Source organism: Ruminococcus sp. BSD2780120874_150323_B10, from assembly GCF_015553695.1.
Classification (GTDB): domain Bacteria; phylum Bacillota; class Clostridia; order Oscillospirales; family Acutalibacteraceae; genus Ruminococcoides; species Ruminococcoides intestinale_A.
Window position 1 is genome coordinate 1 of sequence record NZ_JADNHD010000018.1, and the last position, 13,961, is coordinate 13,961.

Below are 13,961 nucleotides of genomic sequence, written 5' to 3' on the forward strand. Positions count from 1 at the left end.
ATTTCTGATGCTTTGTTGTGTGCATCTCACTGTAAATCTTTGAGTATCCTCAAAGTATTACGGGTTCCTTTATCTTTTCGTTGTTTAATTTTCAAGGTCCTACGCACTTAGTGTTTATCGGAATTTTCCGTGTCACTCTCAAGTGCTCAATTATTATATCATTTACTTTACCAAATGTCAACACTTTTTTAAAAAAACTTTAAAAAAATTCCTATTTTATTTTAAATACGACTATATTCGACTTTTTTATTTACACAACTACAATATATAGTAGTTATGTTTTACTTAAGCATAATGATTTTCAATATTATATTAATACAGTCTATATAATCAATGTATTTTTCTTTATTTTCTTACAATTAAAATTGCTTTAGCTTAACTAAATACATTAATAACAATTTATATCGACAACTTTGTATAAATTATTTCTTTCTATTGCAATTAATTATACTATATTATAAAATATAATTATCAATTTAATCGGAGGAAAACTATGAACCAGCCTTTTAATCCGTATCAACACAATGTTGATATACTTAGAGGTTTTTTCAGAAAACCTATTATCCTTATCACTGCACTTACCTTTTGTGTACCTACTATTTGCAAAATAGTCACAGCGGTTTCTTCTATGATGATTTCATTCAAATACATTATAGAAAAAAATGAGAATGTCAATTTATCTTTTTCTATTGATATATCGACTTTAGCCTTTTTGTTTGCATTTATATTGCTGTTCTGCACAGCAAGAAGCCGCAGGCCTATCGTAAAGCTAAAACCGCCTGTTACATTTTTAAGGGTACTTACAATTATCTTTACCGCTTTTACGGGAATATCGCTTGCAGTATCATTGATATTGGTTATTTTATTAATTGTATTCGGCTCTGATGTGCCCGAAGATATTTTCCGAACTTCTGCTATACTGCTGGGTATTAATTTTATCAGTACTCTCTGCGAGTTTATCTTTTTCCTTGCCTCCTGTAAACTTACAAAAGGCATTAAGTATTCGCTTTCATCTGTATTTATTACAAAAGCGGGCGCAAAGGCAACCGCCGTATCGGGTTTTGTTTATGCGGTAATCTCTGTTATATCGTCTGTTATAGGATATATGTTTATATCAGGCTCGATTGACGCTTTGTTTTACTTTGCCAATCAAATATCCGGAACACTTGAAAGATCGGGTGTGAATTTCTCAAGCAATTTTGTAAACAATTCAGAGCTTTTTGATACAGTAACAAATGTTGCAAATACTTTTTACCCTATTACCTTAGTTTGCGGTATTATAGAGCTTATTCCGTTTATATTCGTAAGCATTGTGGCTTTAATGTACTTTAACTATATAAAGAAAACAACCGACAGCCTTATGCTTTCACCTGTCGACAGCGAAGCAACACGCTTTTACAGAGATAGCGAGCCTGTTCACGACAATGAGCCGCAGATGCCGTTTAATCAGAATAACGGCACACCGTTTGCTCCGCCTGTTGTTCCAAACAATCAGCCGATTGATAATCAGCCTTCACAGCAATTTGTTTATGAGAATCCATATGCAGACAACAGAGTTAATAATGTTCAGCCGACACCGCAAACACCGCCGCAGGATTTCGTTCCTCAACCTGTATTTAATAATACAGAAAAAGCGGAAAATAATTCTGCCGAAAAGATTTGTGCCAAATGCGGTAAGCAATCGCCTGTTGATATGAACTTCTGCCCTTATTGCGGTAATAAATTTTGAGAATAAACAAAAAGTAAGGAGATACCACGCTCGGTATCTCCTTTTAATTATGCTTATTAAATTACAAATCAATTTTTAAATGCAAGGAAGTCCTCAACCGCATTTTCTCTTGCCTTATACTCGTTTGAGTCTTTTTTAGGGTTGTTCTTGTCTATTTTTGTATCGTTGTAAATCATAAGATACTTGCCGTTATTTGAAAGGTAAGCCGCATTTACAGGATAACCCTCGATAATAGTAAAGCTGTTGCTGTCCTTTACCTCTTTAACGATTTCTTTTGCTGTACCGTTGAGTTTAGTTGTATCGTACTCATAAAGCTCAATAGCAAGGTTATTGCTTATGCTGTACTTAACGCCCTGCTTTGCACCGATAAAAGATGCGTCCATTTCTGTTTTGACAGCTTTGTCTGTATAATAACCCTTATCCTGCATATAGCTGCAAAGTCCGTCAAAGGTATCTTTGTAATCGGCGTCTGTCACCTTGCTTGTTTCGTCAGATGTAGAATCCGATGACTGACTTGCAGATGTTGTCTGCTGGTTTGCCTTAGACGCCTGCTCAAGAGCATCATTATATCCACAGCCTGCTGCTGAAATTGCAATTACAGATGCCATCAACAATGCAGAGATAATCTTCTTCATATTTCAAAATCCTTTCAATGCGAATTTACACTTTTCGTATATTATAGCTTATATTTGCCGATAAATCAAGCATTATATTATTTTTACAGAAAAAGCGGAAATGCAAACGCACTTCCGCTTAAATTTATATATTAAAGAACATACACATTAACATCTCTTCTGCCAAAGTTTACGCAGTCATCGTAGCTGAAGTAGAAGAGGTCAACTATAGCCGAACCGTCCATCAATGCTCCGCCTGTGTCAACAGCGGTTGCATAGCCGTAAACATGACTGCCGTCTGCCGCCTCAATGTAGAGCTTTGAACCGTAAGGAATGATTGCAGGGTTTACCGCAACGCCGCCCTCGTAAACTGTTGCGCCTGTTGCTGTAAGTGAACCCGGAGCCGCCGTATAGGCTGTACCCGAACCCGAAACCATATAGCGGTATGAAACAGGTGCGCCGCTTGTATCGGTTATAGTGCCTCTCTTTGTGCCGTTAAGAATAACCTTGTCAACCGGCTCTTTTGTAACCTTCTCGCCGATTACCTTTGTTGAAGCGTACTTACCGTCAATGTATTTACATCTCTTGGTTACTTCTTTTTCACCGTCTGCACCGTTTTGAGATACCTCAGACTCGCCTGTCATAATATCGTCAGAATCTTTTTCAACTGTTTTGTAAGAGATTTTCTCTGTTGATTTCTCGTCAACATATGTTACCTTTTTGAGGATGATTTCCATATCGTCCTCAACCTGAGCATTTTTGTCAACGCTTAAAATATCATTGTCAGTAACAGTGTAGCCAAGAATATTAAGAGCGTTTTCTACTGTGCCCTCAGGGGCTTTTACGCTCATCTCTGTGCCGTTTGTTGTTAGCTTAATGTTTTTTGCGTTGTAAACATAAATGTTCGTATCGTCTGTGATTACTGTGTTAAGTGACGGTGTAACGCTCTTGTTGTCTGTAAGGGTAATTCCTGTTCTGTCAAGAACTTCCTCAACCGTACCCTTTGCAAGAGATATAGTCTGCTTTTCACCGCAGTTGTCGATTGTGATTTTATTTGCCTTGATTACATCAAAAGACATATTGAAGTTTTTGTTTGTGCTTACAACAACATCGCCGTTGCCCACCTCAAACTCTGTTGAGCTTTCAACATAAGTTTTGCTTGCGGTAACTTCATCTGCTGTAGCTGTGGCTGCTACTGCATTTACCAAAGCTCCTGCAGAAAGAGTTGCACAAAGAATTGCTGCGACCGTCCATTTAATTGCAGGCTTTGAAAATGTTTTTAGCATCATAAGAAATTCTTCCTTTCTTCAGTGATTTTTGCAAGCGCAAAAACCGCTTTCCGTTTGGCTTTTTTCTAAAATTTGGTTACTTGTGAAGGCTGTTGTAACGCTTGTTAAAGCTGTTCGCAAGCAACGGCGTTATTATAGGCTTATGTTTTGAATATGTCAAATAGCAAGAAAGTAAAGTTTTTATGGAAAATGCACAACGATTTCGACTTTTTTTCTGTATTAGCAAATTATTTTTTCGTTTTTTGAATTAAAATCCTGCAAATTTGTAGTCAAATTGCAAGAAAATGAAAGTTTACTTTTTAGATACCGATTTGTAACAAGTTTGTAACTAAAAATCAGCATATATTACAAAAGTATTACAAATAAAAATATGCCTATTTCTATCTTTATAAATTTTAAAATAACCGCTTAAATACTGTGCTTTTTACAAAATAAAAAATTGAGCTTTATCTCTAAAACTCAATTTTTAACTATTTTTTATTTAATTTTCTTTTTAATAATTATTGCTTTTCAGCTGAAAAAAACTTTGTGGGTAAGCACAGACAGGACACACGGTCGGAGCGGTTTTTCCGACGCAAATATGACCGCAGTTTCGGCATATCCATACCGCATCTCCGTCTTTTGAAAAAACAAGTTTTTCCTGTACATTATTAAGCAGAGTTTTAAACCTTTCTTCGTGTTGCTTTTCTATCTCGGCAACCTTTTCAAACAAACCTGCTATAAAGTCAAAGCCCTCTTCTCTTGCTGTCTTTGCAAACTGCGGATACATTTCATTCCATTCGTAATATTCGCCGTCCGAAGCAAGCTGTAGGTTTTCTTCCGTTGTACTCGTTTTTCCTTTCAGAAGATTGTACCATATCTGTGCGTGGGCTTTTTCGTTCTTTGCGGTTTCTTCAAAAAGCTCGGCTATCTGTTCGTATCCGTCGGCTTTTGCCTTATCTGAATAGAATGTATATTTGTTTCTTGCTATCGACTCACCGGCAAGAGCCGCCTCAAGATTTTTCTCTGTTTGCGAACCTTTTAATTGCATACATAAACTCCCTTTTACGATTTTCTTTTCTATATATAGTATATACAGGCAAAGTGCGTATATACAAAAGCGGTAAAAACTTGCATTTATGCGGTATTTTTGGTATATTAAAAACATAAATATTAGATTTTATACAGCTCAGGGTTTAGCAAAACGATTAGATTAGAAATTTAAAATTACAGATAGTTTTTTAATCCGTTTACTTTATACCTGCTAATCCCTCAACAAAATAAAAAGAGGTTTTTTAAATGGCTTGGTTTTTTACAGATGAAAATATCACTTCCGACACCTATGTTATTTCAGGTGAAAACGCACGACATATATCAAAATCATTGCGAATGAAAAAAGGCGAAGAACTCACGCTGGTTACCCCCGACAATACGCAGTGCGAATGTGTACTCACAGAGATTACAGCCGAATATTCTGCGGTAAAAATTACGGAAAAAAGGCCGTGTGAGAATGAACCCGATGTATTCGTAACCCTGTATCAGGCTCTGCCAAAGGGCGATAAAATGGACTATATTGTGCAAAAATGCGTTGAACTCGGCATATCAAGAATAGTTCCCATGCTCTCGGCAAGATGCGTTTCAAGACCTGACGCAAAGTCAATAAAGAAAAAATGCGAGCGTTGGCAAAAGATAGCTTTGCAGGCGGCAATGCAGAGCAGAAGAGGAATCATCCCGCAGGTTTGCGACTGCGTGAGCTTTGAAAAAGCCGCACAAATGAGCCTTGAAAGCGAAAAACAGATTATTTTTTACGAACTTGGAGGAGAAAAAGTAAATAAAATTCTCGATAAAAAGCCAAAAAGTATAGCAATGTTTATCGGCAGTGAGGGCGGATTTGAGCAGTCCGAAGTTGATAAAATCATCGCAAACGGAGGCAGTCCGGCAACCCTCGGCAAAAGAATTTTAAGAGCGGAAACCGCACCTCTCGCCGCACTTTCAATTATAATGTTCCAAACAGATAATTTTTAAAATAAAAAACGAGCCTCACGCCCGTTTTGATTAATATATAATAAGTTACAGAAAAAATATAATAAAGCAATCAGTCTTTATTATGTTTTCGGATTAAATAATCGTCCAACACTTGCTTGTCAAATAGTTGGGCGGTTATTTTTATGTCTGCGATAACAGTATAAAACACTAACTGCCTTGACTTTTTCTAAATAACACTTATTATATTGTGTCAATTATAAATGCTCTTGATAATATAGGATATATACTATATAATAATTATATAAAGGTGTTGTATAAATAAGTTTTTGTGTTGAATATTATGAATTAGAAAACGGAACCTGTCCTGTTGAAGAATTCATTTTAAAACAAGATAACAAAATGCAGGCAAAAATATTTAAAAATCTTGAATTGCTTGAAATTAGAGGAAATGAACTTAGAGAGCCATTTTCAAAACATATTGAAGACGGTATTTTTGAAATCAGAAATAAAGTCGGAAATGATATTACCGGAATTTTTTATTTCTTTGTAATTGGGCAAAAAATAATACTTACAAACGGATTTATAAAGAAAACGCAAAAAACTCCAAAAGCTGAAATTACTTTAGCTAAAAAATACAGAAATGATTATCTTAATCGAGAGGAGATTTGATTATGTCTAAAAATTTCAGAGTAACTTTAAATGAAAGATTAAAAGATGAAAATTTTAAGAGTGAATATGATGCTTTAGAGCCTGAATACCAACTTATCAATGCAATTCTTGATTGTAGAAAAGAAATGAATATGACTCAAAAACAACTCTCCGAAGCCACGGGAATTGCACAGGGCGATATAAGTAAAATTGAAAACGGCTGTGCAAATCCATCTTTAAAAACAATTGAAAGAATTGCAAAAGGTATGGGTAAAAAATTAAAACTTGAATTTGTATAAAAATCTCTCAAAAAATGATACACAAAGAAATGCACCAAAAAGTCAGAAACTTTTTGGTGCATTTTTCAATCTTTCTTACTTTCCTTCGCAATCTTATCCAAAGATAATTGCTTTGTGTATTCCTGCAGGCTTTTCATATATTCATTAAAGCCGCATTCTTTTTCGCCGTAAACGGGGTTTAATTCATATTCGAGCGGCAGCCATGTACGGATTTCCGCCTCGTTATGCTGAATTGACGCTTCGAGTTTATCCATAGCTTTCCAGAGCTTTGCCTCTTCGGTTTTAAGCTCGTCCATTTCTTTATAAAGAGAAGTAAGCTCATCTTTATAAGGCTGTGGGAGAGTATTTAACCATTCGCAAAGTTTATGCTTTTCGATTTCTTCGTCATTGCTCGTCTTATAAAATGACGGAATGTCCCCTGTAAAAGCCTCGCCAAGGTCATGAAAAATACACATCATAATCACCTTGTCCATATCTACATTTGGAAACTCATCTTTTACAAAATAAGCAAACAGCGACAATCTCCAGCTATGCTCGGCAACGCTCTCTCGCCTGCCGTTTGAAAGCCAACTGTGTCTGGTATTTTTCTTTAAATTTTCTGCAAGATATAAAATTTCTGTAAGTTTTTCGGGAGTCATAACAATACCTCTTTACTCTGAATAAGTAGGAATATTCCACTCGGTCAAATGCTCGTCGGTAACGGGAAAATACCTAAAAAGCATTGTACTGTCGTTATTTTCGTCTTTTTTGCCTTTTTTGCCTGTAGTAAGGTTAAAAATATTGTTTTCATAAGCAAGCGAACTTTTGTTTTCAAAGGTAGTTTCGTTAAAAATCTTTTCAAACAGCTCAACATCATCGCTTGTGTAGCCTCCGACGGCAGCAGCCATAACAGCCGACATATTAAGTATTCTTTCGCTGTACTGATGTTCGCCGTCAATAGACACATACTTTGACATAGTAGTGCCGCAGCCGACATTCATTATTTTGTGACTGCGTGACTCAACCGCCACGGTAAGCTCGGCATTGTCTATATCATAGTAATAACAAAAATACTCAACTCCGTTAGCGTCTTTTTTGGTTTCTCCGAGCCTTTTCCAATTTTCCATACTGAGATATTCGTCACCGCCCGAACGAAACATTATTTCGTTATAGCGCTCGGTAAATTTCTCAATATTTATATTATATCTTTTGCCGTTCACATTGGTGCTGTCCTCCTGCGCTTTTTCCTTTGTGTAAGCAAGAATTTCGTCAAGTGAAGCCGTACCGCCTTTTACAATTGTTTTCTGCTCTTTACAAGCCGCAAAAGAAAAGGCAAGCACCAAAGCAAACAGTACAGGCACAATTTTTTTCATACCTATTACCTCGTTTGATTAGTCAAAGTGTTGGTTTTGTCGGAAATATGTGATTTAATATTCAGGTTAATAAAGTAAAAAACACGCTCTCTGCCAAAAAATTAGAAAAGTTTGGTCAACCTTTAAAAAGGCTTGACCTAAATTTTTAAATTATTTAATCTTAGCCTTGCGATTAACTGTGCTAAACCATAATTTTTACCCGACAATTACTTTTATCAAAATATGTTATAGCCCTCCTTTTTACGGGAAGGCTATATTTTTTATTTATTCTTCTGTATTCTCTTCGGCATTTGTTTCAGGGGCAGTATTCTCCTCGGAAGTTTCTTCTTCGGCTGTTTCCTCTGTTTTTTCGCTCTCACTGTCCTCGTGAGGTGCTCTTGCAACAGTAACTACCTTATCGTTTTCGCCTATTCTCATAAGAGTAACGCCCTTGCTCGGTCTGTTACAGATTCTTACAGTATCGGCGGCAATTCTGATAATTACGCCCTCCTGCGAAATAATGATAATATCCTCGTCAAGCTTAACCGCACTGACAGCTGCAACATTTCCGTATTTTTCGGTGTGGTAGTTGGTAATACCCTTACCGCCACGGCTCTGCAAGCGGTAGTCGCTTACATTTGAAATTCTGCCAAAGCCTGTTTCGGACGCAGTAAGAATAAGGTCATCGTTTGTAACAACGCACATACCCACAACGCAGTCGCCCTCACGCAGAGAAATAGCCTTAACGCCTCTTGCCTGTCTACCCATAGGACGAACATCGGTTTCTTCAAATCTGATAGCAAGGCCGTTCTTTGTAGCCACAATAACCTGCTGATTGCCGTCTGTAAGTCTTACCCATGCAAGCTCGTCACCCTCGTTAAGTTCAAGGGCAATAAGTCCGCCTTTTCTTGCGGTATTATATGCATTGAGAGAAATTCTCTTTATAATACCCTGCTTTGTAACCATAACAAGGTACTTTTCCTCGTCAAATTCAGGCACTCTAATCATAGAAGTTACCTTTTCGTCCGCCGCAATCGGGAGCAGATTTGCAATATTCATACCCTTTGACTGACGGCTTCCCTCCGGCACTTCATAGCACTTGAGCCTGTACACTCTGCCCTTATCGGTAAAGAACAGTACATAATCGTGAGAATTAATTACGAACATTTCAGTCGCAACATCTTCTTCTCTGCGTGACATACCCGATACGCCACGGCCGCCTCTGTTCTGAATCTTGTAGGTATCAACAGCAAGGCGCTTTACATAGCCGAATTGAGTAAGTGTGAGCACGCATTCCTGATTCGGAATAAGATCCTCAATGTCAACTTCGCCGTTGACAGCACAGATTTCCGTTCTTCTCGGATCTGCAAACTTATTTCTGATTACAATAAGCTCTTCCTTGATAATTTCACGCTGTCTGCCCTCATCGGCAAGAATAGCGTTGTATTCTTCGATTTTTGTCTTTAAAGCGGCAATTTCGTCTTCAATTTTTGTGCGCTCCATATTTGTGAGCTGACCTAAACGCATCTGAACAATTGCCTGTGCCTGAACATCGTCAAGACCAAAGCGCTCCATAAGGTTTACCTTAGCGGTAGCCTGGTCTTTACTATTTCTGATGATTGAGATTACCTCGTCAATAAAGTCAATCGCAATCTTCAAGCCCTCAAGGATATGCTCTCTGTCCTTTGCCTTTTTAAGGTCAAATTCCGTTCTTCTGCGTATGATTTCCTGCTGGAAGTTTACATACTCTGTAAGCATTTCCTTAAGGTTTAATATCTTAGGCACACCGTCAACAATTGCAAGCATAATTGCGCCGAAAGTTGTCTGTAATTGTGTAAGATTAAAGAGGTTGTTAAGAACAATGCTTGCGGACGCTTCACGCTTAACATCAATTTCAATATGCATACCCTGACGGTCGGAGTGGTCCTCAATGTTAGAAATACCGTCAATTCTCTTGTCTTTCACAAGGTCGGCAATGTATTCGATAAGTCTTGCCTTGTTGACCTGATAAGGCAGTTCGGTAACAATAATCTTGTATCTGCCGTTTTTAGCCTCTACAATCTCTGTTTTGGCTCTCACGGTAATTTTACCTCTGCCGGTCGCATAAGTAGCTCTTATACCGCTTCTGCCCATAATAATGCCGCCTGTCGGAAAGTCAGGGCCGGGCATATAGTCCATAAGACCGGCAAGGTCAATATCGGGATTATCAATAAGCGCACAAGCGGCGTCAATGGTTTCGCCGAGGTTGTGCGGAGGAATCTTTGTAGCCATACCTACGGCGATACCGTCAGAACCGTTTACAAGCAGGTTAGGAAATCTGCTCGGAAGTACGGTTGGCTCTTCAAGTCTGTCATCAAAGTTAGGCTGAAAATCGACCGTCTTTTTGTCAATATCGGTAAGCATTTCGCAAGAAATCTTGCTCATTCTCGCCTCTGTGTATCTGTATGCGGCAGGCGGGTCACCGTCAACCGAACCGAAGTTACCGTGGCCGTCAACAAGCATATATCTCATTGAAAAGTCCTGTGCAAGTCGAACAAGCGCATCGTAAACAGACGCATCACCGTGAGGATGATACGCACCGAGCACAGCACCTACGGTGTCTGCGCACTTATGGTACGGCTTGTTAGGGTCAAGACCCTTTTCGTACATTGTGTAGAGAATACGCCTGTGAACAGGTTTTAAACCGTCACGAACATCAGGTAACGCACGGGAGATAATAACGCTCATCGAGTAGTCAAGAAAACTTGATTTCATTTCTTCCTTCACATCGACATCTTTTATTCTTCCGTGATTAAATACTCCATTTTCCATATTTTCGTTGTCCATATTATTCATTCCTCAAGGTTTATGTAAATTGTTTTATCTTTTCGTAAAGCTCGGGCATACGCTTTCTTATGCTTATCGGGCGGAATGTCTTTGAATCGACAAATCCGTGCTCGGTAGTACCGTAGCCGAGTTCTGTTTCCGAGCCGTCAGGCTCTATTCTCTTTACTGTGTATGAAAAAGTAATTCTTGCGGCTGAAATTAAAATTACCTTTGTGCGTAAAATAATTTCATCGTCATAAAGCGCAGGCTTGCCGAATGAACAGTTAAGGTTCAAAAGCGGCGTCATAATTCCCTGTTCTTCCATTTCACGATAATTAAAGCCGAGCATTTTTACATAGTCGCCCCTGCCCATTTCGTACCATATCGGATAATTTGAGTGGTGAACAATGCCCATACAATCCGTTTCGGCATAACGCACACGGAATTTAGTTCGTGAATGCACAAAAATCACTCCTTTTACAACGATAAGACAATTTGTATAAAATATATTCTTACTTCCGACAACAGCTAAGTTACAGTCGGAAATTTTTATTATGAAAAGACAATTTGCCAAATGATAATATTCTTGTCCCAAATAATTAAACTGCGGTCGGGAACATTCATTTTAAATTATCACAAATTTACCGCTCAAAAAATTCAGTTCAAAACAGAATTAAACATCAAGATTCTGAACGAATTTAGCGTTTTTCTCAATAAATTCTCTTCTCGGTTCAACCTTATCGCCCATAAGAATGGTGAAGATTTCGTCTGCCTCTTCCGCCTCGTTGAGGTTTACCCTGAGCATAAGTCTTGTTTCCGGATTCATAGTGGTTTCCCAAAGCTGTTCAGAGTCCATCTCACCAAGACCTTTGTAACGCTGAATTTCGGTTTTGCCCTCTGTTGCGGCTAAAATCTGGTCACGCTCAATGTCCGAGTAAGCGTACTTGTGCTCCTTGCCCTTTGAAATTCTGTAAAGCGGAGGCTGTGCAATATAGATATGCCCCTCCTCAATGAGCGGACGCATAAATCTGAAGAAAAAGGTCAAAAGAAGTGTTCTGATATGCTGACCGTCAAAATCGGCATCCGCCATAATAATAATTTTGCCGTAACGCAGTTTTGTAATATCAAATTCGTCGCCTATACCCGTGCCGAGTGCGGTTATAACAGGCATAAGTTTATCGTTTCCGTAAACTCTGTCAAGTCTTGCCTTTTCTACATTGAGCATTTTACCCCAGAGCGGCAGAATAGCCTGGAATTTACGGTCACGACCGCCCTTTGCCGAACCGCCCGCAGAGTCACCCTCTACGATGTAAATTTCGGTAATCTCGCTGTCTTTTGACTGACAGTCGGCAAGTTTGCCCGGTAATTGAGCAGACTCAAGAGCAGATTTTCTTCTTACGCTCTCTCTCGCCTTTCTTGCCGCCTCTCTTGCCCTTGCAGACGCAAGCGACTTTTCAAAAATAGCCTTTGCGACCTGTGGGTTTTCCTCAAGATAAATCATAAGTTTTTCGCTTACGAGTTTATCAACCATGGTTCTTACCTCGGTATTACCGAGTTTTGCCTTAGTCTGTCCCTCAAATTGCGCCTCTTTAAGTTTTACGCTGATGATGGCGGTAATACCCTCTCGCACATCTTCACCGCTTAAGTTTTTATCGTTATCCTTAAGTTTGCCGAACTTTCTTGCGTAATCGTTCATAACCCTTGTAAGCGCACGCTTAAAGCCCTCTTCGTGAGTACCGCCGTCGGTGGTATGAATGTTGTTGGCAAATGTAAGGAGATTTTCGTTGTAGCTGTCATTATACTGCAAAGCAACTTCAACCGAGATTGTGTCCTCGTCATTCTTTGCGGCAAAATAAATAACATCGGGATGAATAACGGCAAGCGCTCTCTTTTTGTGAATATAATCGACAAAGCTCTTTATACCGCCCTCATAAACAAAGTTGTTTTTTATAATTTCGTCTTTGTTTCTCTCATCTCTAAGCTCAATATGCACGCCTGCGTTAAGAAAAGCCTGCTCACGCAAACGCTTTTCAAGCACACCGTACTCATAAACATCGGTTTCCTTGAAGATGAGCGGATCTGCCTTAAAGCGTACTTCCGTACCCTTTATGTCTGACTTGCCTATTTTGTGGAGGTCGGTAACAATCTTACCTCTTTCATAGCGCTGCATATAAATATCCTTGCCGTCGCAAACCTTTACTTCAAGCCATTCGGAAAGCGCATTTACAACAGACGCACCAACACCGTGCAAGCCGCCCGACACCTTGTAACCGCCGCCGCCGAACTTACCGCCTGCGTGAAGAACCGTAAATACAACCGTTACGGCAGGCAAGCCTGTCTTGCTGTTGATGCCTACAGGAATACCACGGCCGTTATCGGTAACTCTGATGATATTGCCCTCCTCGATTACCACATCAATCTTTGTGCAGTAGCCAGCAAGCGCCTCGTCGATAGAGTTATCTACAATTTCATAAACAAGGTGATGAAGACCTCTCGGACCTGTTGAGCCTATGTACATACCCGGTCTTTTTCTGACCGCTTCAAGTCCCTCAAGAACTTGAATTTCATTGGCGCCGTACTCTTGCTCGACTTTGGTCATCTCAATGTTATTTTCATTGTCCATTTTTTTACCTCCAATATCAGAGCCAAGGCACAGCCTTTGCCCTGTTCACACTCTTAAAAAGAGCGGAAAGTATTTTTTCTGACCGTATTTGTGCACCGAAAATTACGGCGCATAAACCGTCAGGTTGTTGTTAATTTCAATTTCTAAATTTTCAGTTGGCAAATCACAAAAAATCTGTCAATAATAAAATTTAGTTTCTTTATCAAAAAGTTAGGATAAATTACGGTTTAGTGTAACTTTCGGCTAAATAATTTAAAAATTTAGGTCAAGCCTTTTTAAAGGCTTGCGTGTTTGGGCAGAGCCCATAATATCTTCCGATATAGCAATTTATATGGTGCAAACAGCCACGCTGTTTGCGTGCTTGCACTTAGTTTGATAAAACAGGCGGTAGCCTTTTATAAAAAATAATTAATTTTTAAATTATATAACAAATGATTTTTCTTGTTGCTGTCGCATTTAAATGCTTTCGCCTATTTGTTCAAGTCGCCAAACAGCAAGCTGTTCGGCTATAAATGCTTTGCATTAACCAAAAGTATTTGTGGGCTTTGCCCACACCCACGACCTTTGAAAAGGTCGACCAAACTTTTATAATTGCTTGGTAAAACAATTTGCAAAACCATAATTCATTACTGCTGCCCCATCATTTAGAATAAAACCA

Annotated in this window: 12 protein-coding genes; 4 read left to right on the plus strand and 8 right to left on the minus strand. The window is 38.8% G+C overall.

Annotated elements, in window-relative coordinates; genetic code table 11:
- Positions 1-493 precede the first annotated feature (493 nt).
- Positions 494-1,729 carry a zinc ribbon domain-containing protein gene (locus I2E21_RS10455; protein WP_195411278.1) on the plus strand — a complete coding sequence of 412 codons (1,236 nt, stop codon included), beginning with the start codon at positions 494-496 and terminating at the stop codon, positions 1,727-1,729.
- A 68-nt stretch (positions 1,730-1,797) separates the two neighbouring features.
- Here I2E21_RS10455 and I2E21_RS10460 read toward each other — a convergent pair whose 3' ends face one another.
- The 3 genes from I2E21_RS10460 to rbr form a co-directional block, all read right to left on the minus strand.
- Positions 1,798-2,364, minus strand: coding sequence for a hypothetical protein (locus I2E21_RS10460; RefSeq protein WP_195411279.1), 567 nt, complete (start codon positions 2,362-2,364; stop codon positions 1,798-1,800).
- 131 nt (positions 2,365-2,495) lie between these two features.
- Complete coding sequence (locus I2E21_RS10465; RefSeq protein WP_195411280.1) at positions 2,496-3,632, minus strand: 3D domain-containing protein; 1,137 nt, start codon at positions 3,630-3,632, stop codon at positions 2,496-2,498.
- 493 nt (positions 3,633-4,125) lie between these two features.
- Positions 4,126-4,662 (minus strand): rubrerythrin, encoded by a 537-nt coding sequence (rbr, locus tag I2E21_RS10470; RefSeq protein ID WP_022234739.1) that lies wholly within the window; start codon positions 4,660-4,662, stop codon positions 4,126-4,128.
- A 248-nt stretch (positions 4,663-4,910) separates the two neighbouring features.
- Between rbr and I2E21_RS10475 the strand changes: the two genes are divergently transcribed.
- From I2E21_RS10475 to I2E21_RS10485, 3 genes are all read left to right on the plus strand, one after another.
- On the plus strand, positions 4,911-5,636 hold the full coding sequence (locus I2E21_RS10475; protein ID WP_022234740.1) for a 16S rRNA (uracil(1498)-N(3))-methyltransferase: 726 nt from the start codon (positions 4,911-4,913) through the stop codon (positions 5,634-5,636).
- Between the two features lie 339 nt (positions 5,637-5,975).
- The gene (locus I2E21_RS10480) at positions 5,976-6,266 is read left to right on the plus strand and encodes a type II toxin-antitoxin system RelE/ParE family toxin (protein ID WP_347708285.1); all 291 of its coding nucleotides are present in this window, start codon (positions 5,976-5,978) and stop codon (positions 6,264-6,266) included.
- Positions 6,267-6,268: 2 nt separating this feature from the next.
- Complete coding sequence (locus I2E21_RS10485; protein ID WP_022234741.1) at positions 6,269-6,544, plus strand: helix-turn-helix transcriptional regulator; 276 nt, start codon at positions 6,269-6,271, stop codon at positions 6,542-6,544.
- A gap of 65 nt (positions 6,545-6,609) precedes the next feature.
- Here I2E21_RS10485 and I2E21_RS10490 read toward each other — a convergent pair whose 3' ends face one another.
- The 5 genes from I2E21_RS10490 to gyrB form a co-directional block, all read right to left on the minus strand.
- Entirely contained in the window at positions 6,610-7,182 is a 573-nt protein-coding gene (locus tag I2E21_RS10490; RefSeq protein ID WP_195411281.1) for an HD domain-containing protein, read from the minus strand.
- 12 nt (positions 7,183-7,194) lie between these two features.
- Positions 7,195-7,896, minus strand: coding sequence for a hypothetical protein (locus I2E21_RS10495; protein WP_022234743.1), 702 nt, complete (start codon positions 7,894-7,896; stop codon positions 7,195-7,197).
- Positions 7,897-8,160: 264 nt separating this feature from the next.
- Complete coding sequence (gene gyrA, locus I2E21_RS10500) at positions 8,161-10,701, minus strand: DNA gyrase subunit A (RefSeq protein WP_195411282.1); 2,541 nt, start codon at positions 10,699-10,701, stop codon at positions 8,161-8,163.
- 19 nt (positions 10,702-10,720) lie between these two features.
- Positions 10,721-11,143 (minus strand): thioesterase family protein, encoded by a 423-nt coding sequence (locus tag I2E21_RS10505; RefSeq protein ID WP_022234745.1) that lies wholly within the window; start codon positions 11,141-11,143, stop codon positions 10,721-10,723.
- Positions 11,144-11,353: 210 nt separating this feature from the next.
- A complete protein-coding gene (gene gyrB / locus I2E21_RS10510) occupies positions 11,354-13,303 on the minus strand; it encodes a DNA topoisomerase (ATP-hydrolyzing) subunit B (protein WP_195411283.1) in 1,950 nt (649 codons plus the stop codon).
- Positions 13,304-13,961 lie beyond the last annotated feature (658 nt).

Coding starts and splice junctions, on each gene's coding strand:
- I2E21_RS10490 (WP_195411281.1), bottom strand. CDS start 7,182: ATGACTCCCGAAAAACTTACAGAAATTTTATATCTTGCAGAAAATTTA.
- rbr (WP_022234739.1), bottom strand. CDS start 4,662: ATGCAATTAAAAGGTTCGCAAACAGAGAAAAATCTTGAGGCGGCTCTT.
- I2E21_RS10465 (WP_195411280.1), bottom strand. CDS start 3,632: ATGATGCTAAAAACATTTTCAAAGCCTGCAATTAAATGGACGGTCGCA.
- gyrA (WP_195411282.1), bottom strand. CDS start 10,701: ATGGACAACGAAAATATGGAAAATGGAGTATTTAATCACGGAAGAATA.
- gyrB (WP_195411283.1), bottom strand. CDS start 13,303: ATGGACAATGAAAATAACATTGAGATGACCAAAGTCGAGCAAGAGTAC.
- I2E21_RS10455 (WP_195411278.1), top strand. CDS start 494: ATGAACCAGCCTTTTAATCCGTATCAACACAATGTTGATATACTTAGA.
- I2E21_RS10495 (WP_022234743.1), bottom strand. CDS start 7,896: ATGAAAAAAATTGTGCCTGTACTGTTTGCTTTGGTGCTTGCCTTTTCT.
- I2E21_RS10460 (WP_195411279.1), bottom strand. CDS start 2,364: ATGAAGAAGATTATCTCTGCATTGTTGATGGCATCTGTAATTGCAATT.
- I2E21_RS10485 (WP_022234741.1), top strand. CDS start 6,269: ATGTCTAAAAATTTCAGAGTAACTTTAAATGAAAGATTAAAAGATGAA.
- I2E21_RS10475 (WP_022234740.1), top strand. CDS start 4,911: ATGGCTTGGTTTTTTACAGATGAAAATATCACTTCCGACACCTATGTT.